25 protein-coding genes are annotated in these 24,150 nt (G+C 75.0%); 21 read left to right on the top strand and 4 right to left on the bottom strand.

Translation table 11 applies throughout. The annotated features are described in order from the left end of the window. Positions 1-10: 10 nt before the first annotated feature. Genes folE through HDA33_RS09430 form a run of 8 tightly spaced genes read left to right on the top strand, consistent with a single transcriptional unit; the run spans position 11 to position 6,434 of the window. Complete coding sequence (folE, locus tag HDA33_RS09465; protein ID WP_221432990.1) at positions 11-706, top strand: GTP cyclohydrolase I FolE; 696 nt, start codon at positions 11-13, stop codon at positions 704-706. A 26-nt stretch (positions 707-732) separates the two neighbouring features. After that, a complete protein-coding gene (folP, locus tag HDA33_RS09460; RefSeq protein WP_184172773.1) occupies positions 733-1,647 on the top strand; it encodes a dihydropteroate synthase in 915 nt (304 codons plus the stop codon). After that, complete coding sequence (folB, locus tag HDA33_RS09455; protein ID WP_184172771.1) at positions 1,644-2,024, top strand: dihydroneopterin aldolase; 381 nt, start codon at positions 1,644-1,646, stop codon at positions 2,022-2,024. Before folP ends, folB begins: the two co-directional genes overlap by 4 nt. Beyond that, positions 2,021-2,680 carry a 2-amino-4-hydroxy-6-hydroxymethyldihydropteridine diphosphokinase gene (gene folK / locus HDA33_RS09450; protein WP_184172769.1) on the top strand — a complete coding sequence of 220 codons (660 nt, stop codon included), beginning with the start codon at positions 2,021-2,023 and terminating at the stop codon, positions 2,678-2,680. The genes folB and folK overlap by 4 nt, the downstream gene beginning before the upstream one ends. After that, positions 2,677-3,210, top strand: coding sequence for a DUF3180 family protein (locus HDA33_RS09445; protein ID WP_184172767.1), 534 nt, complete (start codon positions 2,677-2,679; stop codon positions 3,208-3,210). The genes folK and HDA33_RS09445 overlap by 4 nt, the downstream gene beginning before the upstream one ends. Further along, positions 3,191-3,703, top strand: coding sequence for a PH domain-containing protein (locus tag HDA33_RS09440; protein WP_184172765.1), 513 nt, complete (start codon positions 3,191-3,193; stop codon positions 3,701-3,703). The genes HDA33_RS09445 and HDA33_RS09440 overlap by 20 nt, the downstream gene beginning before the upstream one ends. After that, entirely contained in the window at positions 3,700-5,502 is a 1,803-nt protein-coding gene (locus HDA33_RS09435) for a PH domain-containing protein (protein ID WP_184172763.1), read from the top strand. The genes HDA33_RS09440 and HDA33_RS09435 overlap by 4 nt, the downstream gene beginning before the upstream one ends. After that, positions 5,499-6,434 (top strand): Rossmann-like and DUF2520 domain-containing protein, encoded by a 936-nt coding sequence (locus tag HDA33_RS09430; RefSeq protein WP_184172761.1) that lies wholly within the window; start codon positions 5,499-5,501, stop codon positions 6,432-6,434. The genes HDA33_RS09435 and HDA33_RS09430 overlap by 4 nt, the downstream gene beginning before the upstream one ends. 118 nt (positions 6,435-6,552) lie before the next feature. Here HDA33_RS09430 and HDA33_RS09425 read toward each other — a convergent pair whose 3' ends face one another. After that, the gene (locus tag HDA33_RS09425; RefSeq protein WP_184172759.1) at positions 6,553-7,410 is read right to left on the bottom strand and encodes a fructosamine kinase family protein; all 858 of its coding nucleotides are present in this window, start codon (positions 7,408-7,410) and stop codon (positions 6,553-6,555) included. Positions 7,411-7,474: 64 nt separating this feature from the next. Next, positions 7,475-7,954, bottom strand: a complete 480-nt coding sequence (locus HDA33_RS09420) for a low molecular weight protein-tyrosine-phosphatase (RefSeq protein ID WP_184172757.1) — start codon at positions 7,952-7,954, stop codon at positions 7,475-7,477. Positions 7,955-8,239: 285 nt separating this feature from the next. On the opposite strand from HDA33_RS09420, the gene HDA33_RS09415 reads away from it, so the two are divergent. The 9 genes from HDA33_RS09415 (at position 8,240) to HDA33_RS09375 (ending at position 17,898) form a co-directional block, all read left to right on the top strand. Continuing rightward, positions 8,240-8,698 carry a DUF3806 domain-containing protein gene (locus HDA33_RS09415; RefSeq protein WP_184172755.1) on the top strand — a complete coding sequence of 153 codons (459 nt, stop codon included), beginning with the start codon at positions 8,240-8,242 and terminating at the stop codon, positions 8,696-8,698. 226 nt (positions 8,699-8,924) lie between these two features. Then, positions 8,925-11,174, top strand: coding sequence for an alpha/beta fold hydrolase (locus tag HDA33_RS09410; protein ID WP_184172754.1), 2,250 nt, complete (start codon positions 8,925-8,927; stop codon positions 11,172-11,174). Between the two features lie 246 nt (positions 11,175-11,420). After that, positions 11,421-12,224 (top strand): ATP synthase subunit B family protein, encoded by an 804-nt coding sequence (locus HDA33_RS09405; RefSeq protein WP_158491936.1) that lies wholly within the window; start codon positions 11,421-11,423, stop codon positions 12,222-12,224. Beyond that, complete coding sequence (locus tag HDA33_RS09400; protein WP_184172752.1) at positions 12,221-12,688, top strand: phage holin family protein; 468 nt, start codon at positions 12,221-12,223, stop codon at positions 12,686-12,688. Before HDA33_RS09405 ends, HDA33_RS09400 begins: the two co-directional genes overlap by 4 nt. Then, entirely contained in the window at positions 12,685-13,383 is a 699-nt protein-coding gene (locus HDA33_RS09395) for a DUF3618 domain-containing protein (RefSeq protein ID WP_184172750.1), read from the top strand. Before HDA33_RS09400 ends, HDA33_RS09395 begins: the two co-directional genes overlap by 4 nt. 69 nt (positions 13,384-13,452) lie before the next feature. After that, complete coding sequence (panC, locus tag HDA33_RS09390) at positions 13,453-14,466, top strand: pantoate--beta-alanine ligase (RefSeq protein ID WP_184172748.1); 1,014 nt, start codon at positions 13,453-13,455, stop codon at positions 14,464-14,466. Then, a complete protein-coding gene (locus tag HDA33_RS09385) occupies positions 14,463-15,152 on the top strand; it encodes a DNA-3-methyladenine glycosylase (RefSeq protein WP_184172746.1) in 690 nt (229 codons plus the stop codon). Before panC ends, HDA33_RS09385 begins: the two co-directional genes overlap by 4 nt. Before the next feature lie 47 nt (positions 15,153-15,199). Next, the gene (locus HDA33_RS09380) at positions 15,200-15,682 is read left to right on the top strand and encodes an SRPBCC family protein (protein ID WP_158493656.1); all 483 of its coding nucleotides are present in this window, start codon (positions 15,200-15,202) and stop codon (positions 15,680-15,682) included. Between the two features lie 152 nt (positions 15,683-15,834). Beyond that, positions 15,835-17,898, top strand: a complete 2,064-nt coding sequence (locus HDA33_RS09375) for a M13-type metalloendopeptidase (protein ID WP_184172744.1) — start codon at positions 15,835-15,837, stop codon at positions 17,896-17,898. A 98-nt stretch (positions 17,899-17,996) separates the two neighbouring features. Here the strand turns inward: HDA33_RS09375 and HDA33_RS09370 are convergent, their stop codons facing one another. Further along, entirely contained in the window at positions 17,997-18,542 is a 546-nt protein-coding gene (locus HDA33_RS09370) for a MarR family transcriptional regulator (protein WP_184172742.1), read from the bottom strand. Further along, positions 18,535-20,544, bottom strand: a complete 2,010-nt coding sequence (locus HDA33_RS09365; protein WP_246416929.1) for an MDR family MFS transporter — start codon at positions 20,542-20,544, stop codon at positions 18,535-18,537. Before HDA33_RS09365 ends, HDA33_RS09370 begins: the two co-directional genes overlap by 8 nt. Before the next feature lie 178 nt (positions 20,545-20,722). On the opposite strand from HDA33_RS09365, the gene HDA33_RS09360 reads away from it, so the two are divergent. From HDA33_RS09360 to HDA33_RS09345, 4 genes are all read left to right on the top strand, one after another. Then, a complete protein-coding gene (locus HDA33_RS09360; protein WP_158491930.1) occupies positions 20,723-21,712 on the top strand; it encodes a 2-hydroxyacid dehydrogenase in 990 nt (329 codons plus the stop codon). Positions 21,713-21,790: 78 nt separating this feature from the next. Further along, entirely contained in the window at positions 21,791-23,314 is a 1,524-nt protein-coding gene (lysS, locus tag HDA33_RS09355; RefSeq protein ID WP_184172740.1) for a lysine--tRNA ligase, read from the top strand. A 1-nt stretch (position 23,315) separates the two neighbouring features. Continuing rightward, complete coding sequence (locus HDA33_RS09350; protein ID WP_158491928.1) at positions 23,316-23,549, top strand: hypothetical protein; 234 nt, start codon at positions 23,316-23,318, stop codon at positions 23,547-23,549. A gap of 167 nt (positions 23,550-23,716) precedes the next feature. After that, positions 23,717-24,019, top strand: coding sequence for a histone-like nucleoid-structuring protein Lsr2 (locus HDA33_RS09345; RefSeq protein ID WP_158491927.1), 303 nt, complete (start codon positions 23,717-23,719; stop codon positions 24,017-24,019). Positions 24,020-24,150: the final 131 nt, after the last annotated feature.

The raw sequence follows: 24,150 nt of genomic DNA, 5'->3' as shown, positions 1-24,150 counted from the left end.
GGAGGCTGGCATGACGGAGCAGACCCACCACGACGACGCCGCCCGCGGCCCGGTGCCCGCGGCGGCGGACGGCAGCGCGGCGGCCCCCACGGCGTCGACGCCCGCGGCCGGGGTGCCCGGGACGTTCGACCCGGACTCGACGGCGATCGACCGGCCCCGCATCGAGGCGGCGGTGCGCGAGATCCTGCTGGCGATCGGCGAGGACCCTGACCGCGAGGGCCTGCAGGACACCCCGAAGCGGGTGGCCAAGGCGTACGCGGAGTTCTTCGCGGGCCTGCACCAGGGCCCGGAGCAGGTCCTGGGCACCACGTTCGACATCGCGCACGAGGAGCTCGTCCTGGTCAAGGACATCCCGTTCTACTCGACGTGCGAGCATCACCTGGTGCCGTTCCACGGCACGGCGCACATCGGCTACATCCCCTCGGCCGAGGGCCGGGTGACGGGCCTGTCCAAGCTGGCCCGGCTGGTGGAGCTGTACGCGCGGCGTCCGCAGGTGCAGGAGCGGCTGACCACGCAGGTGGTGGAGGCGCTCATGGAGCACCTGGCCCCGCGCGGGGCGATCGTGGTGGTGGAGGCCGAGCACATGTGCATGTCCATGCGCGGTGTGCGCAAGCCGGGCGCGAAGACCGTCACCTCGGCGGTGCGCGGCCAGCTGCGGGATCCGTCCACGCGCTCCGAGGCGATGAGCCTCATCATGCAAGGCTGAGGACCACCGACGGCGGAGGAGGACACGTGGACGAGAGCATCGACGCGGCGGCGCGGGAGGCGAACCGCGCCCTGCTGGGGCGGCTGCCCGCGGACCGGACCCTGGTCATGGGCATCCTCAATGTCACCCCTGACTCGTTCTCGGACGGCGGGGAGCACGCCACCGTCCGCGCGGCCGTCGAGCACGCCCGGCGCATGGTCGCGGACGGCGCGGACATCGTGGACGTGGGCGGCGAGTCCACCCGCCCCGGGGCCCGCGCCGTGCCGCCGGCCGAGGAGCAGGCGCGCATCCTGCCCGTGATCGAGGCGCTGCTGGCCGAGGACGTCGTCGTCTCCGTGGATACGCGCCACACCGCCACCGCCCGGGCAGCCCTGGCGCTGGGGCCGGTGATCGTCAACGATGTCTCCGGGCTCGCCCACGAGCCGGAGATGCCGGTGCTGATCGCCGCGTCGGGCGCGCCGTACATCCTCATGCACAACCGCGGGAACCCGCAGACCATGGACGGGCTGGCCGTCTACGAGGACACCGTCCCGGACGTCGTGTGCGAGCTGCGGGACGTGGCCGGCCGCCTCCTCGCCGCGGGCGTCGAGCCCGCGCAGCTGATCGTGGATCCGGGCCTGGGCTTCGCGAAGGCCGGCGAGCAGAACTGGGAGCTGCTGCGCGGCCTCGAGTGGCTCCGCGCCATGGGCCACCCGGTGCTCGTCGCCGCCTCGCGCAAGCGGTTCCTGGGCACCCTGCTGGCGGACGACGACGGCGCCCCGGCCCCGCCCGCCGCGCGCGACGCCGCCACCGCGGCGATCTCCGCCCTCGCCGCCGCCCAGGGCGCGTGGGGCGTGCGCGTGCACGACGTGCGCGCCAGCGCCGACGCCGTCCGCACCGCCGCGGCCTGGGCCGGGGCGCACGCCCCGGGTGAGCCCGTCTCCCAGGACGTGCTGCCGTGAGCGCCCGGGACCGCATCCGCCTGGCCGGGCTGTCCGCCGTGGGGCACCACGGGGTCTTCGACCACGAGCGCCGGGACGGGCAGCCGTTCGTCACGGACGTCGTCCTCCACCTCGACGCCGGCCCGGCCGCCGCGGGGGACGACCTCGCCCGCACCGCCAACTACGCCGAGGTCGCGGACACGGTGGTCCGTCTGGTCACCGGGGAGCCGGTGGACCTGATCGAGACCCTGGCGGAGCGGATCGCGCGGGCGGTGCTCGCGGAGCAGCCCGTGGTGGAGGCCGTGGAGGTCACCGTGCACAAGCCCCAGGCGCCCATCCCGCACGACTTCGCGGACGCAGCCGTCACCGTGCACCGCACCCGGGGGGACCTCGCGTGAGCGGGGTGGACTGGCGGCACCCGGCCGAGGACCCGGCGCCCACGCCGGCGCTCGGTGCCCGTCCCGCGGAGCCCGTGGCGGCCGTGCTGGCCCTCGGCGCCAACCTGCGCGAGCCCGCCGAGACCCTCGACGCCGCCGTCGCCGCCCTGTCCGCGCTGCCGCACGTCACGGACGTCCAGGCCTCGCCCCGGGCCGTCACCGCGCCCGTGGGCGGGCCGCCGGGCCAGCCCGACTACCTCAACCAGGTGGTCACGCTGCGCACGGACCTCGCGCCGTGGGAGCTGCTCGCCGTGGCGCACCGCCTCGAGCAGGAGCACCACCGCCGCCGCGAGGTCCGCTGGGGCGCGCGCACGCTGGACGTGGACGTGATCGCCTACGGGGACCTCGTCAGCGACCACCCGGACCTCACGCTCCCGCACCCCCGCGCCGCCGAGCGCGGGTTCGTGCTGCTGCCCTGGCTGTGGCTGGACCCGGACGCCGTGCTCGCGGGCCGGCCGGTGGCCGAGCTGGCCGCGCTCGCCGCGGACTCCCCCGGGGTGCGCCGCGCCGAGCCGGAGCGGCATCGGCTGCTCGCCGGCCGGGACGACGTCGTCCCCGTGCGTCCCCGCGCCCCGCGCGCGCCGGGCCGGGACGCGATCGACGGGTCGGCCCCGTGATCGCGCTGCGCTCGTGGTGGACCGTGGTCGCGGTGGCGGCCGCCGTGCTGCTCGGCTGGCTGGCCGGGCTCGCCGCGCCGTCGCTGGGCTGGGGCGCGCCCGTGGTGGGCCGCAGCGGCCTGATCACCGTGGCCGCGGTGTCCGTGCTGTGCCTGGTGCTGGGCTGGCGGGTGCGCCGGGACCGGGAGAAGCCGCCGGCCGCGCGGATGGACCCGATCGCGGCGGCGCGCACCCTGGTGCTCGGCCAGGCCGCCGGCTTCGCGGGCGCCGCCCTGGCCGGCTGGCACGCGGGCGTGGCCCTGCAGGTGGCGGCCCGGGCCGGCGCGGGGGCGCCCACGGTGCGGGAGGCGGCCCTGCAGACGGCGGGCGGCCTGGTGCTGCTGGCCGTGGGCCTCGTGGTGGAGCGCTGGTGCCGGATCCCCCCGGAGGGGGATGCGGCCGAGGGCGGCCGCGGGGAGGATGGGACCGCGGGCCGCGGACGAGCGCCCCGCCCCGAGACCGAAGGAGGCTATGCCCGTGCCCGGGATTGACCTGACCGGCGTGACGTTCGCGCCGGCCTCGCCGAAGCTCACCCCGGTGAAGCTGATCTCCTCGAGCATCGGTCACCTGATCTGGCTGGTCGTGTTCAGCGTGCCGCTGGTCCTCAAGCTCCTCGGGCCCTGGGAGGGCCTGTGGGCGTGGACTGCGTGGGGGCTGCCGGCGATCGTCGTGGTCTCCTGGCTCGTGGACCTCGTGCTGATCCCGCGCCGCGTGCGCGCCATGGGCTGGGCCGAGCGCGAGGACGACGTCCTGTGGCGCGAGGGCCTGCTGTTCCGCAGCGTGCACGCCGTCCCCTACGGCCGCCTCCAGTACGTGGACGTCTCGGACGGCCCGCTGCTGCGCCGGTTCGGCCTGCAGACCCTCACCCTCAATACCGCGGCCTCCGGGTCCGACGTCACCCTCGAGGGCCTGCCCCGCGAGACCGCGGACGAGTTGCGCGAGGTCCTCATGGCGCGCGGCCAGGCCCGGCTGGCGGGGCTGTGAGCGCCGCCGCGCCCGTCCCCGCGACGTGCCCGGCGGACGACGACGGCTGGGCCCGCGTCCATCCAGCCTCCCCGTGGGTGCGGGGCTGGACGTTCCTGCTGCTCATCCTGTTCTTCCTGGGCCGCAACGCGGTGGAGGACTTCGCCGCAGGCCGGTTCGGCGCGGGCGCGGGCGGGGGCTCCGGCGAGGGCGAGGGCAGCCTGCTGGTGGCCGGCGGGATCCTGCTGGGCGTGACCCTGCTGGTCAGCCTGGCCTTCTTCTTCTCGTGGTGGTTCACCCGGTTCCGGATCGGTGAGGACCAGATCGAGCTGCGGCAGGGCTGGCTCTTCCGCACCCGCCGGCAGATGAAGTACGACCGCATCCAGGCCGTGGACCTGCAGCACCCGCTCGTGGCCCGGCTGCTGGGCCTGGCCGTGGTGAAGGTGGAGGCCGCGGACGGCGGCGAGTCCGCGCTCGAGCTGTCCTTCCTGCCCAAGGCCCGCGCGGAGCAGGTCCGCCGGGAGATCCTCGACCGTGCCTCCGGGGTCCTCGTCGGGCCCGCCTCCGCCCCGCGGATCGCCGAGGGCGCGGACGCGGCCGCCGGAGTGATGCCGGGAGTCATGCCCGGCGCCGACGCCGATCCCACGACCCCCCGCGCCGACGCGCCGGAGGGGGCGGCGCCGTCGTCGTCCGGCCCGGGCCTGGCCCGCCGCGCAGACGACGAGGGCGAGCTCATGCTCCGGGTGCCCTCCGGCCGGCTGATCGGCTCGGTGCTGCTCTCCGGCGGCGTGGCCGGCACGGTGGCGGTCTACCTCGTGGTGGTGCTGGGCACGAGCCTGTTCTTCGCGCTCGCCCCCGGGACGTGGCTGGAGGGCGAGGACACCTCCCTGACGCCGATCGTGGTGGCCTGGGGCCTGCCGCTGGCGTTCGCCGTCGTGGGCCAGGCGTGGTCCGGGCTGAACGGCGGCTGGGGCTTCCAGGTGCGCCGCTCCGCCGACGGGCTGCGCCTGCGCCACGGCCTCACCGAGACCACCCACCAGACCGTCCCGCCGGGCCGCGTGCAGGGCGTGACCGTGAGCCAGCCGCTGTTCTGGCGGCCGTTCGGCTGGCACCGGGTGAAGGTGTCCGTGGCCGGCTACGGCGAGGACGCCGCCGGCAAGCGCAGCACCGCGCTGCCCGTGGGCACGTGGGAGGACGTGCTGCGGGTGCTCACCGTGGTCGCCCCGGACCCGGGCCTCGACGGCGACCCCCGCGAGGCCGAGGGCCTCACCCCCGCCCGCCTCATGCACCTGGGCCTGCACGGCTCGGGGACCGAGGGCGGCTTCCACCACATCCCGCACCGCGGCCGCTGGTGGTTCAACTGGTTCGCCTGGCGGCGCCGGGGCTTCACGACGACGCGGGCCCTGCTGGTGGTGCGCAGCGGACGCTGGAACCGCGTGCTGCAGACCCTCCAGCACGAGCGCGTGCAGACCGCCGCCCTGGACCAGGGCCCCGTCCAGCGCCGCCTGCGCCTGGCCACGGTGCACGTGCGCACGGCCGGCGGCCACGCCGTCCTGCCGGACCTGGACGAGGCGGTCGCCCTCGAGCTGTTCGCGGAGGAGGCCCGGCACGCCGCCGTCTCCCGCCGCCTGGCCGACCGCGACCGCTGGATGCGCCCCGAGGAGCTCGCCCGCTTCGAGCAGCGCACCCGCGAGGTGGCCGCCACCGAGGTGGGCCGCGAGGAGCTGGCGCGCGCCGGCGTCGCCCGGCCCGCCGCCCCCGCGGGGGGTGTCGCGGGCACTGACCCGGAGCCCCGCACGAGCCACGAGGAGCGACCATGACCGGCGGACTCGACCTGACCCTGGACCCCACCGACCCCACGCAGCGGCCCGGACGCCTCGGCGTCGGGGTGGTGGGCGCGGGCCGCGTGGGCGCGGTGCTCGGCGCCGCCCTGCGCAACGCGGGGCACACGATCACCGGCGTGCACGCCGTCTCCGAGGCCTCCCGCACCCGCGCGGAGGCGCTGCTGCCCGAGGCGCCCGTCCTGGAGATCCCCGAGATCCTGCGCCGCTCGGAGATGGTGCTGTTCGCCGTCCCGGACGACGTGCTGCCCGAGCTCGTGGCCGGGCTCGCCGCCGCCGGGCACGTGCAGACCGGGCACCTCGTGGTGCACACCTCCGGACGGCACGGCGTGGGCGCGCTGAACCCGGTGCGCGCGCACGGGGCCATCCCGATCGCCCTGCACCCGGCCATGACGTTCACCGGCCTCAGCCTGGACCTGGCCCGCCTGCAGGACTGCGTGTTCGGGGTGACCGCGGACCCCGTGGTGCTGCCCGTGGCGCAGGCGCTCGCGGTGGAGATGGGCGGGGAGCCCGTGGTCATCAAGGAGGCCGACCGCGGCGTCTACCACGCGGCCCTCTCGCACGGCTCGAACCACCTGGTCACGCTGACGGCGCAGGCCGCGCAGCTGCTGCGCGGCATCGGGGTGACGGACACAGAGCGGCTGCTGCGCCCGCTGATGGCGGCCTCGCTGGAGAACGCGCTCGCGGACGGCGACGGCACCCTCACCGGCCCGGTGGCCCGCGGCGACGTCGAGACGGTGCGTGCGCACCGCGAGACGCTCGCCGAGCTCGTGGCCGACGGGATGCCCGCGGACGTGCTGGCCGTCTGGGAGACGCTCGCCCGGGCCACCGCCGACCGGGCCGAGGCCCGCGGCGCCCTGAGGCCCGACGTCGCCGCCCGGCTCCGCGAGGCCCTCGCCCCCGACGCCTGACCTTTTCGCGCGGGAAACGGGAGGCTCCACGGGCACTTTCGTGCGGGAAACGGGAGCCTCCACGGGCACTTTCGTGCGGGAAACGGGAGCCTTCCGGCCCCCGGGTCCGGGCCCCGGCTCAGGACGCCAGGCGCACCGCCGCCCGCAGCGACGCCGCCGCCTGCTCCCCATACCCGCCTCCGAACAGCACGGCGTGCACCAGCAGGGGGACCGCCTGGTACGGCAGCACCCTCTCGCGCCAGCCGTCGGCGAGCGGGAACGCCTCCCGGTACGCCGCGAACGCCTCCTCGCCGAACCCGCCGAAGAGCCGCATCATCGCCAGGTCCGCCTCACGGTGGCCCCGGTGCGCGCTGGGGTCGATCAGCCAGGACCGCCCGTCCGCGTCCACGAGCCGGTTCCCGGCCCACAGGTCCCCGTGCACTAGCGACGACGGCTCGGCCGGCCCCAGCACCGCCGCGCCCGGGTGGTCGGCGGGGGCGTCCGGGCCGAAGTCGTCGGTGAGCTCGGCGAGGCGCTCGGCGTCCGCCCTCGCAGAGGCGGGCACGACGCCGGCCCGCGCGGCCCGGCGGGCCAGGGGCAGGATCCGGCGCCCCACCCAGGACTCGGCCCACGTGTCCGCGGGCGTGTAGTCCACCGGGCAGGCGCCGAGCCAGCCGGCCGAGACGTCGTCGGGCGAGCCGAACCGGTCCGGCGCGCCGGCCTCCGGGCGCGACCCCGCGTGGAGGCCCGCCAGCTCCCGGCCGAACGCGGCCTCCGTCTGCGGGGTGCGCCGGCCGCCGTCGTCGATCCACTCGATCTCCAGGCCGGTCTCGCTCCACCCCAGCACGCGGGGCACGCGGGCCCCGGCCGCCGCGAGGGCGCGCAGGCCCGCGGCCTCGCGCTCGAAGAGGTGCGCGGGGGCGTCGGCGCGGGCCTTCGTGAAGACGGGCGTGCCGTCGTCGCGGATCCACCGGCCGGTGCGTCCGGTCAGCGCCACGGAGCCTCCCGTCTCCCGCACGAAAGGGCCGGTGGGGGCGCGGTCCGGCGCGCGGCGGCGGAGCTCAGAGGCGGCCGTCGCGGATCGCTGCGACCACCCCGTCGGCGGCGTCCTCGAGCTGGCGGTACATGTCCTCGAACTGCGCGCGCGGGTGCCCGTAGGGGTCCGGGACCTCGAGCACCCCGGCGGTGGCCGCGTCCGAGGCGAACTCGCCCATCATCCGCACCTTGGCCCGCCGCTCGTCCGTGGCGGCCAGCGCGTGCACGTCCGCGAGGTTCGACTCGTCCATGACCAGCACCAGGTCAGCCTCGTCCAGGTGCTCGGCGGCGAGGTGGACGCCCACGGACTCGAACGCGTAGCCCAGCTCCCCGCCGACCGCGCGGGTGAGCTCGTGCGGACGATCGCCCACGTGGTAGTCGGCGGTGCCGGCGGAGGTCACGGTCACCTCGTCCGCGAGCCCGGCCTCCGCGAGCTTGCGCTGCAGCACCGCCTCGGCGGCGGGCGAGCGGCAGATGTTCCCCAGGCAGACGGTCATGATGCGCATGCCCCCAGTGTCTCAACTTCCCCGGACGCGCTAGCGTGAGTCCGCCCACAGCATCGGCACAGGAGGGGGCGAGGGGCGCACCGGACGAGGTCCCCGACCGCACGGATCCCGGCACGACGACGGCGTGGCCCTGGGCGGCGGTGCTGGGCCTCGCGGCGTTCGCGGTGCAGGTGCCGCTGGCGCGACGCGTCGGCTGACCCCGCCGCTTTCGTGCGGGAAACGGGAGCCTCCCCTGCCCCTTCCTTGCGGGAAACGGGAGCGGGCCGGCCTGGCAGGATGGAGGCCATGACCGAGCAGCCCGAGATGCACCCGCTGTCCGAGCCCGAGCAGGAGTGGGTGCGCGTCCGCCGCGAGTTCGCCGCCCAGGAGGGCGTGGACCACCTCGACCTGGACGCGGTGGCCGCGTACTACGACGGCATCCTCGCCCGGTCCGTCTCCGAGGCCGAGGCGCTCGACCCGGACGAGCTGGCGGTGCTGCTGGACGTCGTCGCCGTGCTGCTGGGCGAGCACCTGGGCGCCCGCCACGGTATGCAGTGGGTGACGGTCTCGGACGACGAGGGCCCCGCCCTGGCCCTGCGGGACACGCTCTCGGACGCCGTCGTGTTCCCGCAGCCGGCGGTCGGGCAGGCGTGGAACGAGCAGGTCACGGGCGCGTGGCTCGGCGAGTACGTCGACTGGCTGGGCGAGCAGCTCCAGGGGATCCGCGCGGGCGACCGGCCCGACGGCGTCGCGCCGCAGGACTGAGCGCGCACCGCCTCGCCCGCTCACCCCACCCCCCCTTTCGCCAGGGCTGGCAGACGCGCCGCTACGTGGAACTCGCAGCGGCGCGTCTGCCAGCCCTGGCGCACCGCCGCCCGCCGCCCGCCGCCCACCGCCCGCCGCTCGCCGCTCGTCGCGCGGCGCTCCCCACCGCCCACCGCCCGCCACCCCGTGTTGCCCGGATCACGCGGGGACCGATAGAAACGTCCGCATGACCTCCACCGCGGACACCCCCGCTCCGACCCCCGCCACCCCCTTCCACGACCTCGACGCCTTCACGGCCCTGCCCCGCGTCTCCGGCCTCACCCTCAGCCCGGACGGCACGCGCCTGGTCACCACCGTGGCCACCCGTGACGCGAAGGGCACCGGCTACGCCTCCGCCCTGTGGGAGGTCGACCCGGCCGGGGAGCGGCCGGCCCACCGCCTGACCCGCTCCCGCGAGGGCGAGGCCGGCGCGCAGTTCGCCGCGGACGGCACCCTGTACTTCACCTCGGCCCGCCCCGATCCGGCGGACGCGGAGGCGGAGAAGCGCAGCGCCCTGTGGGCCCTGCCCGCCCGCGGCGGCGAGGCCCGCGTGCTGCTCTCCCGCCCCGGCGGCGTCGCCTCGGTGGCCTGCGCGTCGGCGGCGGACCGCGTGGTCGTGACGGCGGACCGTCTGCTCGGCGCGTCCACGGAGGCCGAGCATGCCGCGCTCGCGAAGGCCCGCAAGGACGCCGGCGTGGACGCGATCCTGCACACCGGCTACCCGGTGCGCTTCTGGGACCACGACCTCGGCCCCGCCCGCCCCGAGCTGTTCGTCCTCGAGGAGGGCGTGGATCCGCAGGGCGAGCCCGCCTCGGACGCGGACGCCGCGGATCCGGAGTCGACCCCGCAGTCCGGGCACGACGACGGCGCCGCCGGCTCCGCCTCGACCGCCGCCTCCGCCTCGACGCCCGCCTCCTCGTCCGCCACCACCGCGGCCTCCGGCCTCGCCCCCGAGGCCGACGACGTCCCGCACCACCTGCGCCACGTCTCCGGGTTCCCCCGCTCGCACGCGTTCGGCGTCGGCGCCCAGGTGTCCCCGAACGGCTCGTTCCTGCTGACCACGGCCGCCACGGCGGAGGCGCGCGGCAACGTCCGCGAGGGCACGATCGTGCGCGTGGACCTGGCCACGGGCGAGCACCGAGTCCTCCACGACGTCCCGGGCGAGGACGCTCACGTGGGCCCCGTCAGCCACGACGGCTCGCGCGCCGTCGTCGTCCGCACCCCTGACTCCACCCCGCACGCCGCCGCGCACCCGCGCCTGTACGTCATGGACACCGCCACGGGCGAGACCACGCCCCTGGCCCACGACTGGGACCGGTGGGCCGACGTCGTCGCCTGGCTGCCGGACGACTCGGCGGTGATCGCGCTCGCGGACTCGGACGGACGCCGCCCCGTGTTCCGCATCGACGTCGCCACCGGCGAGGTCGCCCAGGTGACCGCCGAGGACGAGGCGTGGAGCGACGTCGTGCTCGCCCCGGACGGCGCCACCGCGTACGGCGTGCGCTCCTCCTACCTGTTCCCGCCGGAGGTCGCGCGGATCGACCTGGCCACCGGCGACGTCGTGCGCCTGCCCAACCCCGTGGAGCGCCCCGTGGTCCCCGGCACCCTCGAGGACGTCGAGACCACGGCCGAGGACGGCACGCGCGTGCGCGGCTGGCTCGTGCTCCCCGAGGGGCAGGCCCCCGCCGGCGGCCACCCGCTGCTGCTGTGGATCCACGGCGGGCCGCTCGGCTCGTGGAACGCGTGGAGCTGGCGCTGGACCCCGTGGATCATGGCCGCGCGCGGCTACGCGGTGCTGCTGCCGGACCCTGCGCTGTCCACGGGCTACGGGCAGGAGTTCATCGAGCGCGGCTGGGGCCGCTGGGGTCAGGCGCCCTACACGGACCTGATGGCGCTCACGGACGCCGTCGTGGCCCGGGACGACGTCGACGCCGAGCGCACCGCCGCCATGGGCGGCTCGTTCGGCGGGTACATGGCGAACTGGGTGGCCGGCCACACGGACCGGTTCAAGGCCGTGGTCACGCACGCCTCGCTGTGGGCGCTCGACGGCTTCGGCCCGACGACGGACGCCGCCTTCTACTGGGCGCGCGAGATGGACGAGGAGATGCAGGAGGCGAACTCCCCGCACCGCTTCGTGGGGGACATCGTCTCCCCGGTGCTCGTGATCCACGGCGACAAGGACTACCGCGTGCCGATCGGCGAGGGGCTGCGCCTGTGGTCGGAGCTGCTGGCGAAGTCCGGGCGGCCCGCCGCGGCCGACGGCACCACCGACCACCGGTTCCTGTACTTCCCGCACGAGAACCACTGGATCCTCGCGCCGCAGCACGCGAAGGTCTGGTACGAGGTCGTCCTCGGCTTCCTGGGCGAGCACGTGCTCGGCGAGGGCGCGCCGACCGCGCCGCAGACGCTCGGCCTCACCGCGCCGGACCCGGCCTGAGCTCGCTGCCCGGCCTGACCTCACGACGGCGTCCCTCGGCTTCCGGGGGGCGCCGTCGTCGTCCTCGACCCGCCGGTGACCTGCACGGATGCTCGGAGGTCGGTGGGAACGCAGTGGCGCTCAGCCCTGTCTCCGCGCGCGTTCCCGTGCTTAGGGTGGCGCCCAAGCCCGGTGGACCCCGGCGACGCGGACGGCCAGAAGGGCCGGCCGCCAGGGGCCCGCCGACGCAGACGAGGAAGGCACAGCATGACGACGAATCCGTCGAACGCCCACCGCGGCTCCTCCGCCGAGGAGTCCACCGCGAAGGACAAGGCCGAGCAGGTCGCCGGCGAGGCGCAGGGCCAGGCGCAGGCCGTGGCCCACGACGCCAAGGCCAAGGCGCAGGACCTGGCCTCCACCGCCCAGGCGGAGGCCGGCCACGTCAAGGACGAGGCCGTGCACCAGGTGAAGTCCCTGGCGGGCCAGGCCCAGGAGCAGATGAGCTCGCAGGCCCACGCCCAGCGGGAGCGCCTGGCCGGCCAGGCCCGCACCTACACGGACGACCTGCACCGCGTGGTCTCCGGCGAGCAGCCCCAGACCGACCTGGTGCGCCAGGGCTTCGCGTCCGTGGCGGACCGCGCCGAGGCCCTCACCCAGCGCCTCGAGACCGCGTCCCCGCAGGAGCTGCTGCAGGACGTGCGCGGCTTCGCGGCCCGCCGTCCGGGCACGTTCCTGGCGATCGCCCTGGGCGCCGGCCTGGTGGCCGGCCGCCTGACCCGCGGCATGCGCGACGCCGGCCGCCCGGACTCCGGGGACCAGCTCGCCGGCCGTCGTCGGGAGGGCGTGCGCCCGGAGGCCGTCCACGCGGACGTGACCCCGCACCACCTGCAGTCCCAGGCCCCGGCCTACTCCAGCGACTCGCTGGAGAACGCGGACGGCCGCGTGGCCGGCGGCGCCCCGCGCCGCGCCGTCGCCCCGGGGGAGACCCCGTACGGCGTCGAGGCGCCGGAGCAGCACGGCCTGACCGCCGAGCGTCCGTTCGACCGGTCCCAGCCCGGGGGCCGCGCGTGAGCACGCCCTACGAGTCGATCCGCGACGCGACGCCGCACGCCGGCGCGCACACCCCGCCGCCCACGCAGGCGGAGTTCCGGGCCGAGCACGAGAGCCTCGGCGAGATGTTCAAGAGCCTCTCGTCCCGGCTCTCCACGCTGGTCAGCCAGGAGATCGCCCTGGCCAAGGCCGAGGCCACGGAGTCCGCGAAGAAGGCCGGCACGGGGGCGGGCCTGCTGGCCGGCGCCGCCGTGGGCGGCTTCTTCCTGCTGATGTTCCTGTCCCTGGCGCTGATGTGGGCGCTGGGCTCCGCCATGCACCTGGGGTGGGCCGCGCTGATCGTGGCCGTCCTGTGGGGCGTGTGCGCCGCGGTGCTCGCCCTGATGGGCAAGAAGCACCTCGAGAAGATCAAGGGTCTGCCGCAGACCCAGGAGACGCTTCAGGAGATCCCCGAGACCCTGAACCCCGCGAAGGAGACGCGATGACCACGAGCAACAATCCCGACGAGATCCGCGCCGAGATCGAGCGCACCCGTCACCAGCTGGGTCAGGACGTGGACGCGCTGGCCGAGAAGGTCAGCCCCACCAAGGCCGTCAGCCGCCAGACGAACCGCATGAAGGACGGACTGCTCTCGGTGAAGGAGAACATCATGGGCTCCCCGGAGGACCACGGCCGCCAGCCGTCGATGGGCGACCGCGCCCACGCGGCGGCGGACGACGCGCGCGCCTCGATGCACGGCGCCGCCGACCAGGCCCGCGACGCCATGGGCCACGCGGGCGACCGCGTGTCCGGCTGGGCCGACGACGCCCAGCACGCCGTGCAGCAGGCCCCGGCCCAGCTGCGCGGGCGCACGGCCGGCAATCCGCTGGCCGCCGGCCTCATCGCGTTCGGCGCGGGCCTGCTCGTCAGCTCGCTGATCCCCGCCTCGCGCGTGGAGCAGCGTGCGGCCGAGGGCCTCAAGGAGCAGGCCGCCCCGCTGGTGGACGAGGCCAAGCAGGTCGCCCAGCAGCTGCGCGAGGACCTCGAGCCCGTCGCGCGCGACGCCGCGCAGAGCGTGAAGGAGTCGGCCACCGAGGCCGTCGACCACGTGAAGGCGGACGGCGCGGACAAGGCGCAGGACCTCAAGGCGGAGTCCCAGGACGCCGCCCGCCAGGTGAAGGGCGCGGCCCAGGACGGCTGACCCTCCGCCGGAGGCGGGACGGGACGCAGGACGGGGAGCGGCCGGGGGAGAGGGTCCTAGACTCGGCCCGTGACCCCGCTCGACCGCGTCCCCGACCGCACCCCCGTCCCGCCCCGCACCGGCCTCACCCTGGAGGACCAGGTGCCGGAGGCCGGCGGCACGCGCCCCCGCCTGACGACGACGAAGGCGGACTTCCGCGCCGCCGTCGCCGAGCTCGTGGGGCGCGCGGCCGCGGAGGACCCGGGCGAGGAGGTCTCCGTGGGCCTCGTGCCCACGATGGGCGCCCTGCACGGCGGGCACGCCGCGCTCGCCCGACAGGCGCGCTCGGAGAACGACGTGGTGGCGGCGAGCATCTTCGTGAACCCGCTCCAGTTCGGGGACCGCGCGGACCTGGAGTACTACCCGCGCACACTCGAGGCGGACCTGGACCTGCTGGGCGCCGTGGGCGTGGACGTGGTGTTCGCCCCGTCCGTGGAGGAGATGTATCCGGGGCACCCGGACGCCCCGATCGTCTCGGTGAGCGCCGGCCGCATGGGCGAGGTGCTCGAGGGCGCCTCCCGTCCCGGCCACTTCGACGGCGTGTGCACCGTGGTGGCCAAGCTCTGGAACCTCTCGATGCCGCCCGCCCCCGCCATGCTGCGCAGCTACTTCGGGCAGAAGGACGCCCAGCAGCTGGCCGTGCTGCGCCGTCTGGCGCACGACTTGGACGTGGCCGTGGACGTGCGGGCGGTGCCGATCGTCCGCTCGCCCGAGGGGCTGGCCCTGTCCAGCCGCAACACGCGCCTGGACGAGGCCGGCCTGCACGCCGCGCTGGTGCTCAACCGCGCCCTCACGCGCCTCGAGGAGGCCGCCGTCGCCGGCCGCGTCCTGGACGTGCAGGCCGCCCGCGAGGAGGTGGCCGCCGAGCCGGGCGTCACGCTGGACCACCTCGTGGTGGTGGACCGGGAGACGCTGGAGGAGCTCGGCGCCGAGCTGCTGTGCCAGCCCCTGCGCCGGGACGCCCTGGCACTCGTGGCCGCGCATGTGCCGCCGGTCCGCCTCATCGACAACCGGGTCCTGCCCGCCGCCGGCCCGCTGCCGTGACCCCGGAGCGTCTCGCCGCGGCCTTCGACGGCCCCTCGCCCGCGCTCGCCGCGACGCTGCTGGGGTGCCGGCTGACCGTCGTCGCCCCGGACGGCGCCGTCACCGTGCGGCTGACCGAGACCGAGGCGTACGGGGACGCGGGCGAGGACCCCGGCGCCCACTCGTTCCGCGGTCGCACCGAGCGCAATGCCGCGCTGTTCGGGCCGCCGCGGCGCACGTACGTGTACCTGAACTACGGCATCCACCGCTGCCTGAACCTGGTGGGCCACCCCGAGGGGGAGGCCGGCGGTGTGCTGCTGCGTGCGGCCGAGGTGCTCGCGGGTGGGGACCTCGCGGTGGCCCGCCGTGGCCGGGACACCGGCCTCAAGCTGCTCTCCGGGCCGGGCAACCTCGGCCAGGGCCTCGGCATCACCCTGGAGATGGGCCACGCGCCCGTGGAGATCGTCGCCGCGCCGCCGGAGGTGGCCGACGACGGCGGCACCCCGGCCCGCCTCGCCGCGCCCGCCCGCTTCCTCCTGGCCCCGCCCGCGTCCCGCGATCCGGCCGAGCCGCCGATCGAGGTCGTGACGGGCCCGCGCGTCGGCGTCTCAGGGGAGGGCGGCTCCGTGCGCTTCCCGTGGCGGTTCAACGTGGCCGGCCACCGCAGCGTGTCCGCGTTCCGTCGTGGCCGCAACGTGCCGGACTGAGCCTCAGACCTTGTCGCCCGCCCCGGCCCCGCGCCTAGGTTGATCCCATGACCGAGATGAACAAGACCGCCCACGGTGAGACCCAGCAGACCGTCACCCGGACCATCGACGCGTCCGCCAAGGATGTGTTCGACTTCCTGACACTGCCCGCGAACCACGCAAAGTTCGACGGATCGGGCATGGTGCAGTCGGACGACAAGACCCAGCGCATCCAGAAGGTCGGCGACGTGTTCACCATGAACATGCACGCGGAGCACATGGGGGGCGACTACCAGACCGACAACCACGTGGTCGCCTACGACCCGAACAAGCTGGTCGGCTGGAAGACCGCCCCCGCCGGCACCGAGCCCAAGGGCTGGCAGTGGGTCTACCGGCTCGAGGACAACGGCTCCGGCAGCACGGACGTGTCCCTCACCTACGACTGGACCGCCGTGACCGATCCGGAGCTGCTGGAGAAGAACCTCTTCCCGATGGTCTCCGAGGAGCAGATGGAGGAGTCGCTGGCGAAGCTGGCCTCCGCCGTCGCCTGACCGGCGGCCCTCGCCGGACGCCGGATCGCCGGCGGACCGGCCCCACGACGACGGGCGCGCACCCTCCCGGGGTGCGCGCCCGCTCGCGTGTCCGCCGTCACGGCTAGAGTGCGGTGCGAGACCGCCACGACCCGACGTCCAGGAGACCAGCCGTGACCGCCACCGCCGAACCCCGCGTCCCCGCCCCGCGCGAGGACCTGTACCGCCACGTCAACGCCGCCTGGCTGGACACCCACGAGATCCCCGCGGACCAGGGCGCCTACGGCGCGTTCCTGGAGCTGCGGGACGCCGCCGAGCTCGCCGTCCGCCACCTGTGCGAGGACGCGGTGCGCGAGGTGGGTGCCGGCTTCGACCCGGCGCAGGCCCGGGTGGACGCCACGGCCGCGGCCGGGGCGGAGCACCACACGCCGCTGGAGCCGCTGGACGCGGAGGAGACCGAGGGGATGGAGCTGCCCGAGGTCAAGCGCCGCATCGCGGCCCTCTACGCGTCCTTCATGGACGACGAGACGGTGGAGGCCCGCGGGCTCGAGCCCGTGGCCACGGACATGGCGGCGGTGGCGTCGGTGCAGACCCCGGCGGAGCTGCTCGAGCTGTCCGGGCGGCTGCAGCGCCAGGGCGTGTCCGGCCTGGTCAACACCGGCGCCCTCAACGACGCCGGGAACCCGGACCGCATGCTCCTGCACCTGCTGCAGGGCGGCCTGGGCCTGCCGGACGAGTCCTACTACCGGGACGAGGCCTACGCGGAGATCCTCGAGCAGTACACCGAGCACGCCGGGCGCCTGCTGGGCCTGGCCGGGATCGGGGCGGACTCCGCGGAGGCGGCCGAGGCCGGCGTCCGCGTGGTCGAGCTGGAGAAGCGCATCGCGGCCCTGCACTGGGACGTGGTGCGCTCGCGGGACGCCGTGGCCCGCTACAACCTGATGACCCACGAGCAGCTGGTGGAGCTGTTCCCGCTCGCCGAGGCCTGGCTCGAGGGCGTGGACGCCGCGGGCGAGCGCTCGCGGGAGGTCGTGGTGTGGCAGCCGGACTTCCTCTCCGGCGTGCAGGCGCTGCTGGAGGGCCCCGAGGCGGCCGACCTCGAGGACTGGCGCCACTGGCTGATCCTGCAGGTGCTGCGCTCCTTCGCCGGGTTCCTCCCGGACGCCTTCGTGCAGGAGAACTTCTCCTTCTACGGCCGCCGCCTGGCCGGCACGGAGGAGGTCCGCCACCGCTGGAAGCGCGCCGTCGCGTTCGTCAACGGCGCCGCGGGCGAGGACGTGGCGCGCCTCTACGTGGACCGCCACTTCCCCGAGGGCCACGTGGCCGCGATGGACGAGCTGGTGAACCTGCTGCAGGAGGCCTACCGCCGCTCGATCGACGAGCTGGAGTGGATGGGCGAGGAGACCCGCCAGCGCGCCCTGGAGAAGCTGTCCATGTTCCGGCCGATGGTGGGCCGCCCGGTCCGCTGGGTGGACTACTCCTCGCTCGAGGTGCAGGCCGGGGACCTGCTGGGCAACGCCCGCGCCGCCTCGGAGTTCGAGTGGGAGCGGGACCTGCGCAAGATCGAGGACGGCCCGGACCCGGAGGAGTGGCACATCACCCCGCAGACGGTGAACGCCTACTACTCGCCGCTGGAGAACGCGATCGTGTTCCCGGCCGCCATCTTGCAGCCCCCGTTCTTCGACCCGGAGAAGTCGATGGCCGCGAACCTCGGCGCGATCGGCGCGGTGATCGGCCACGAGATCGGCCACGGCTTCGACGACCAGGGCTCGCGCTACGACGGCTCGGGGCGCCTGGAGGACTGGTGGACCCAGGAGGACCGGGCGGCGTTCACCGAGCTCACCTCGCGGCTCGTGGCCCAGTACAACGTGCTCTCCCCGGCCGAGGCCCCGGACCACCGCGTGAACGGCGAGTTCACCCTCGGGGAGAACATCGGCGACCTCGGCGGGCTGGGCATCGCGCACCGCGCCCTGGAGATCTGGCGGGACGAGGGCGACGGCGCCTCGCTCGACGCCGCAGCCGGGGACCGGGAGTTCTTCTCCGCCTGGGCGGCGGTGTGGCGGCAGCTCACGCGCCCGGAGACCATGGTCACCCGCATCGCCTCGGACCCGCACTCGCCCAACGAGTTCCGCTGCAACCAGGTGGTGAAGAACATCGACGCCTTCCACGAGGCGTTCGGCACCCAGGAGGGCGACCCGATGTGGCTGGCCCCGGAGGAGCGCGTCACCATCTGGTGAGCCGGGCGCGCGCCGGGGGCCCGCCCTCTGGTCGCGCCTGCCCTCTGGTCGCGCGCGCCTTCCGGTCGCGCGGACCCGGGCCGGTGCCCGGGCGCCGCTCAGCCGGCGTCGGGCGTGCGGTCCACGCGGGCCTGCTGCTCCTCCACGAGGCGGCCGAGCAGGCGCACGAGCGTGTGGATGTCCGCGCGGTCCCAGTGCGCCAGGTCGGCGCGCAGCCCCTCGCCGGCCGGTCCGCCGCGCACGGCGTCCAGACGGGCCCGGCCCTCCTCGGTGGCGGTGAGCAGGGCGGAGCGGCGGTCGACGGGGTCCGGCTCGCGGGTGATGAGGCCCTCGTCCTCGAGGTCCCGGACCATGCGGGAGACCTGGGCGCGGTCCAGCAGCAGGTGCTCGGCCAGCGTGGAGGGCGTCATGGTGCCGGCGTTGCACAGGGTGATGAACGCCTTCATGGCGCCCGCGGACAGCCCCGGCTTCAGTGCCGCCGCCTGGCGGGTGACCACCTGACGGTGCTGACGGACCATCCGGGCGAACGCGTCCTCGAGGCCGCGCACGGCCGCCTCGAACCCGTCGATCTCGCCTCCCGCGTCCCCACGCTCGGCGCCGACCCCGTCGAGGCCTCGGTCGTCCCCGTGCCCGCGCTCAGCCACGGCGGGCCTGCCGCATGAGCACGGCGATCGCGGTGAGCAGGGCGACGGCGGCCGCGGCGCGCGCTCCGGGACGGGCGCCGCCGGAGCGGCCGGAGGCTGCCGCAGTCGACGGGGCTGCCGCGGCCGGCGCGACCACGCGGGCCGGGACCGACTCGGCGGCCGGCTGGACCGCCGGCCGCTCCGCCCGCTCCGCCGTGGGCTCTGCGGGCGCCGTCGTCGGGCCCTGCGCGGCCGGGACACCCTCCGTGCCGTCGGCATCCTCCGCCGTGCAGGCGTCGTCGGTGCCGCCTGCGCCGCCCGCGGCCGGGGCGACCACGGGGATCTCCCCGGTGGCGGGGACCTTCTGCATGGCCGCGGGCGCGGTCACGGTGGCCAGGTCCGCGCGGGAGGCGTCGAGGCGCTCGGAGGTGGTCATGCGGCCCAGGGGGATGTTCGGCAGGAACACGATGGCGACCACGGCGACGACCGCCAGCGGCACGCCCACCAGGAACGCCTGGGAGATGCCGGTGGCGTAGACGTCCTCCACGACCACGCGCAGAGGCTCGGGCATCTCGGCCACGCGCGGCAGCGTGCCGGACTGCAGCCGCTGCGCCCACACGGGACCGTCCGCGCCGAGGGACTGCAGGGCGGCGGCGAGGTCCGCGCCACGGGCCTCGAACCGGCTCGGCACCACGTTGGCCACCACGGCGCCCATGGCGGCGACGCCCACGCTGCCGCCGAGGGAGCGGAAGAAGGTCACGCCGGAGCTGGCGACGCCCATCTGCCGGGGGTCCGTGGTGTTCTGCACCACGAGCACGAGGTTCTGCATGGTCATGCCCACGCCCGCGCCGAGCAGGAGCATGTGGAGGGAGACGAGCACGAACGGGGTGTCGTAGTGCAGGGTGGCCAGCAGGGCCATGCCCGCGGTGAGCAGCACGGCGCCGACGATCAGCCAGCGCTTCCACACGCCCGTGCGGGTGATGACGCGGCCGATCACCGTGGAGGTGATCAGCAGGCCCGCGATCATGGGGATGGTCATGAGGCCGGCCTGCGTGGGCGTGGCCCCGCGGGCGAGCTGCATGTACTGCGCCAGGTACACGCCCGCGCCGAACATGGCCAGGCCGGTGGCGATCGAGGCGATCGTGGCCAGCGTGAAGGTGCGGTTGCGGAAGAGCGTCAGCGGGATGAGCGGCTCGGTCACCTTCAGCTCGACGACGACGAACAGGGCGGCCGCCAGCACCGCGCCGCCGACCATCCACGCGGTGGTCCAGGACGCCCACGGGAACTGCTGGCCGGCCGTGGTGACCCAGATCAGCAGCAGGGACGTGGCGACGCCGAGCAGGACGATGCCGAGGTAGTCGATGGACACCTTGCGGGGCTCGCGGGCGGGCAGGTGCAGGGTGCGCTGGACCATCACGAGGGCCACGAGCGCGAAGGGCACGGCCACGAAGAAGTTCCACCGCCAGCCCCACAGGTCCGTGATGACGCCGCCGGCCAGCGGGCCGCCCACGGTGGCCACCGCCATGACCGCGCCGAACAGGCCCATGTAGCGGCCGCGCTCGCGGGGGCTGATGATGTCCGCCATGATCACCTGGCTGAGCGCGGCCAGGCCGCCGCCGCCCAGGCCCTGGACCACGCGGCACACGATCAGGAACGTGGGGTCGTTCGTGAAGCCGGCCGCCGCGGAGGCGCCCACGAAGATCACGAGCGCGACCTGGAACAGCATCTTGCGGTCCATGAGGTCCGCGAGCTTGCCCCACACCGGGGTGGAGACGGCCGTGGCCAGCAGGGCCGCGGTGATGACCCAGGTGTAGTCGTTCTGGTTGCCGCCGATGTCGCTGATGATCACCGGCATCGAGGTGGAGACCACGGTGTTGGCGATCATCGAGACGAACATGCCCAGCAGCAGGCCGGTGAGGGCCTGCAGCACGGCGCGGTGGCGGGCGGCGTCCGCGGCGGCGCGCTCCAGCGAGGGCGCGCCGGCCGGTGCGGTGCCCGCAACGGCGGGGGAGGTGGGGCTCATGGGGTCCTTCGGCGGGGTCGTCGGAGTGGTTGACGGCAGTCAATGATTGACGATGGTCAATCATAGGTGTCGGCGCCCCGCCCCGCACCCGCCCCGCACCCGTCCCCGGCGGTTAGCCTGGTCATGCCCGGCGGCGCCCCGCCGTCGGCACCCCGACCCGGAGAGTGAGACACCCCTCGTGAGCCCCCGCTTCCTGCTGATGACCGAGATCCCCGAGCCCGGCCTGGGCATGCTGCGCGAGGCGGGCGAGGTCACCCTCGGATCCGAGGTCGGCGGGAACGACGCGCTCCCCGCGCTCGCCGCCTCCGGCGACTACGACGTGGTGGTCTGCGCCCTCGCCCAGAAGTTCGACGCCGACGTGCTCGCCCAGGCGAGGCTCAAGGGCATCGCCAACTACGCCGTGGGCTACAACAACGTCGACGTCGCGGCGGCCACCGAGGCGGGCATCGCCGTCGGGAACACCCCGGACGTGCTCACGGACGCCACCGCGGACATCGCCCTGCTGCTGATCCTCGGCGTCTCCCGCCGCGCACACGAGGGCGAGGCGATGATGCGCGCCGGGGAGTTCACGGGCTGGAGGGCGGACCTGCTCGTGGGCAAGGACGTGAAGGGCGCGACCCTCGGCCTGGCCGGGTTCGGCCGCATCGGCAAGGCCGTGGCGGAGCGGGCGCTCGCCTTCGGCATGGACGTCGTCTTCGCGCCCCGCCCGCCCGCGCACCGCGAGGTCGCCCCCGAGGAGCTCGGCGAGCTCGCCGGCCGCGTGGAGCAGGTGCGCTGGGAGGAGCTCGTGGAGCGCTCCGACTTCCTCTCCCTGCACGTGCCGCTCACCGCGGACACCGAGCACCTCGTGGACGCGGACGTGCTGGCGCGCATGAAGGACGACGCCGTGCTCATCAACACCGCCCGCGGGCCCGTCGTGGACGAGGCCGCCCTCGTGGAGGCCCTGCGCGCCGGCCGGCTCTTCGGCGCCGGCCTCGACGTCTACGAGGACGAGCCGGCCATGGCCCCCGGCCTCGCCGAGCTGGACAACGTCATGCTCCTGCCGCACCTGGGCTCCGCCACCCGGGACACCCGCGCGGCCATGGCCGAGCTGACCGCCCGCAACGCGATCGCCATGGCCACCGGCGGGGAGGTCCCCGCGCTCGTCAACCCGGACGTGCGCCGCTGAGCGGGGCGCCGTGAGGGTCGTCACGGCGCCCCCACGGCCCCCGTCCCGGCCCGCGGGACCTCGGTAGACTGGCCCACTGTGACCTCCCAGAACTCCGCGAACCCGCAGACCTCCGCCGTCGACCACCACGACCAGCAGGCCGTCCGCGCCGCCAAGCGCGAGCAGCTGCTCGCCGCCGGCCGCGAGGCCTATCCCGTGCAGGTGCCCCGCACCCACACGCTGACCGAGGTGCGCGAGCAGTTCGACGGGCACGAGCCCGACTGGGCCTCCGGCGAGACCGTCTCCGTGACCGGCCGCGTGGTGTTCCTGCGCAACACCGGCAAGCTCTGCTTCGCCACCCTCCAGGAGTCCGGCGTGGACGGCGAGGCCGTCCGCCTGCAGGTCATGGTCTCCCTGGCCGCCGTCGGCGAGGACTCGCTCGCGCAGTGGAAGAAGGCCGTGGACCTCGGCGACTTCCTCTCCGTCACCGGCGAGGTCATCGTCTCCCGCCGCGGCGAGCTGTCCATCATGGCCTCCGCCTGGGAGATGGCCTCCAAGGCCCTGCGCCCGCTGCCCGTGCTGCACGCGGACCTCAACGAGGAGACCCGGGTCCGCCAGCGCTACGCGGACCTGATCGTCCGCGACGAGGCCCGCCGCATGGTCTACACCCGCGCCAAGGTCACCTCCGCCGTGCGCCGCACCCTCGAGGGCCACGGCTACGTGGAGGTCGAGACCCCCATGCTCCAGCTCATCCACGGCGGCGCGCTGGCGCGCCCGTTCGAGACGCACCTGAACGCCTTCGACCAGCCGATGACCCTGCGCATCGCCACCGAGCTCTACCTCAAGCGCGCCGTCGTCGGCGGCATCGACCGGGTGTACGAGATCGGCCGCGTGTTCCGCAACGAGGGCGTGGACTCCACGCACTCGCCGGAGTTCACCACCCTCGAGAGCTACGAGGCCTGGGCGGACATGCACGTGATGGCCGAGCGCATGCAGGAGATCATCCTCGCCGCCGCGGACGCCGTGGGCGCCGGCCGGCGGATCGAGACGGACAAGGGCGTCATCGACCTGGACGGCGAGTGGGCGTGGGTCTCCGTGTATCCGGGCCTGTCCGAGGCCGTGGGCCGCGAGATCACCCCGGACACCGACGCCGAGACGCTGCGCGCGATCGCCGCGGAGCACGAGGTGAAGGTGGACCCGGCGTGGGACGCCCAGAAGCTCGTGATCGAGCTGTTCGGCGAGATCGTGGAGCCCACCCTGATGAACCCCACGTTCGTCCACGACTACCCGCCAGCGGCCCAGCCGCTGGCCCGCCCGCACCGCGAGGACGGCCGTGTCATCGAGGCGTGGGACCTGATCATCGGAGGCATGGAGCGCGGCACCGCGTTCTCCGAGCTGATCGACCCCGTGATCCAGCGCGAGCGGCTCACCGCGCAGTCCGCGATGGCCGCCGCCGGCGACGACGAGGCCATGCAGCTCGACGAGGACTTCCTGCGGGCCCTCGAGTACGGCGCCCCGCCCATGGGCGGCATCGGCCTGGGCATCGACCGCCTCGTGATGCTGTTCACCGACGCCGGCATCCGCGAGACCATCCTGTTCCCGCTGCTCAAGCCGGAGGCCTGAGATGGCCACGTTCTGGGAGTACTTCTCCGTCCTGGCTCCGTCCATCGGCCTCGGGCTGATCTTCTGGCTCGTGATGCGCTCGCTGCTGCGCTCGGACACTGCCGAGCGCGAGAGCATGGGCCGTCGGTCCACCGGCGAGGACGCCCGCGCCGCCCGCGAGGAGGCGGACGCGAGGGAGTGGGCCCGCCGGCGCGGGGGCGACGACGTCCCTCGTCGGGGCGACGACTCTCGCTGAGCTGATTGGGATTCCCGAAGAAGGACTTCGTCATGCGCATTTCCGTGCGGTATTCTCAGAGGACCACAAGTGCACGGCCGGCCGCATGAGCCATCGGGGAATGACCCCGAACATGCGGACCGGAGCCGAGGGACACGGGCACGCGATGAAGAGAGTGGGAATCACCGTTGGCACAGAAGGTAGAAGTAATCCTCGTGGATGATCTTGATGGTTCGGCAGCAGATGAGACCGTGAACTTCGCGTTGGACGGTCGCAATTACGAGATCGACCTGTCCAAGGAGCACGCGGACGAGCTCCGCGAGTTCCTGAAGCCCTACATGAAGAAGGGCCGCGCGGTGGCGCCGCCCTCTCCGAAGGTGGAGGCCGCCCAGATCCGCAAGTGGGCCGCCGAGAACGGCTATGAGGTCTCCAGCCGCGGGCGCCTGCACCGCGACGTGGTGGAGGCCTACCGCAACGCCCGCCGCAAGTGAGCACACGCGCGCCGCACGCCTGAGCGCGCACGCCGGGGGACGCCGAGGAATCGGCGTCCCCCGGCGGCGTTCCGGACCCGTGACGACGGCGACCGGGCCGCTTCTCCCAGCGGCGAACAGCCGCGCGGCAC

Source organism: Micrococcus endophyticus (genome assembly GCF_014205115.1).
Lineage (GTDB): Bacteria > Actinomycetota > Actinomycetes > Actinomycetales > Micrococcaceae > Micrococcus > Micrococcus endophyticus.
This window is presented reverse-complemented; position numbering and strand designations above follow the sequence as displayed.

Bases quoted from the DNA above. Each gene is read 5' to 3' on its own strand.
- HDA33_RS09430 (WP_184172761.1), top strand. From the start codon at position 5,499: ATGACCGGCGGACTCGACCTGACCCTGGACCCCACCGACCCCACGCAG.
- HDA33_RS09380 (WP_158493656.1), top strand. From the start codon at position 15,200: ATGACCGAGATGAACAAGACCGCCCACGGTGAGACCCAGCAGACCGTC.
- HDA33_RS09410 (WP_184172754.1), top strand. From the start codon at position 8,925: ATGACCTCCACCGCGGACACCCCCGCTCCGACCCCCGCCACCCCCTTC.
- HDA33_RS09420 (WP_184172757.1), bottom strand. From the start codon at position 7,954: ATGCGCATCATGACCGTCTGCCTGGGGAACATCTGCCGCTCGCCCGCC.
- HDA33_RS09405 (WP_158491936.1), top strand. From the start codon at position 11,421: ATGACGACGAATCCGTCGAACGCCCACCGCGGCTCCTCCGCCGAGGAG.
- HDA33_RS09395 (WP_184172750.1), top strand. From the start codon at position 12,685: ATGACCACGAGCAACAATCCCGACGAGATCCGCGCCGAGATCGAGCGC.
- HDA33_RS09365 (WP_246416929.1), bottom strand. From the start codon at position 20,544: ATGAGCCCCACCTCCCCCGCCGTTGCGGGCACCGCACCGGCCGGCGCG.
- HDA33_RS09415 (WP_184172755.1), top strand. From the start codon at position 8,240: ATGACCGAGCAGCCCGAGATGCACCCGCTGTCCGAGCCCGAGCAGGAG.
- HDA33_RS09350 (WP_158491928.1), top strand. From the start codon at position 23,316: ATGGCCACGTTCTGGGAGTACTTCTCCGTCCTGGCTCCGTCCATCGGC.
- HDA33_RS09440 (WP_184172765.1), top strand. From the start codon at position 3,191: ATGCCCGTGCCCGGGATTGACCTGACCGGCGTGACGTTCGCGCCGGCC.
- folE (WP_221432990.1), top strand. From the start codon at position 11: ATGACGGAGCAGACCCACCACGACGACGCCGCCCGCGGCCCGGTGCCC.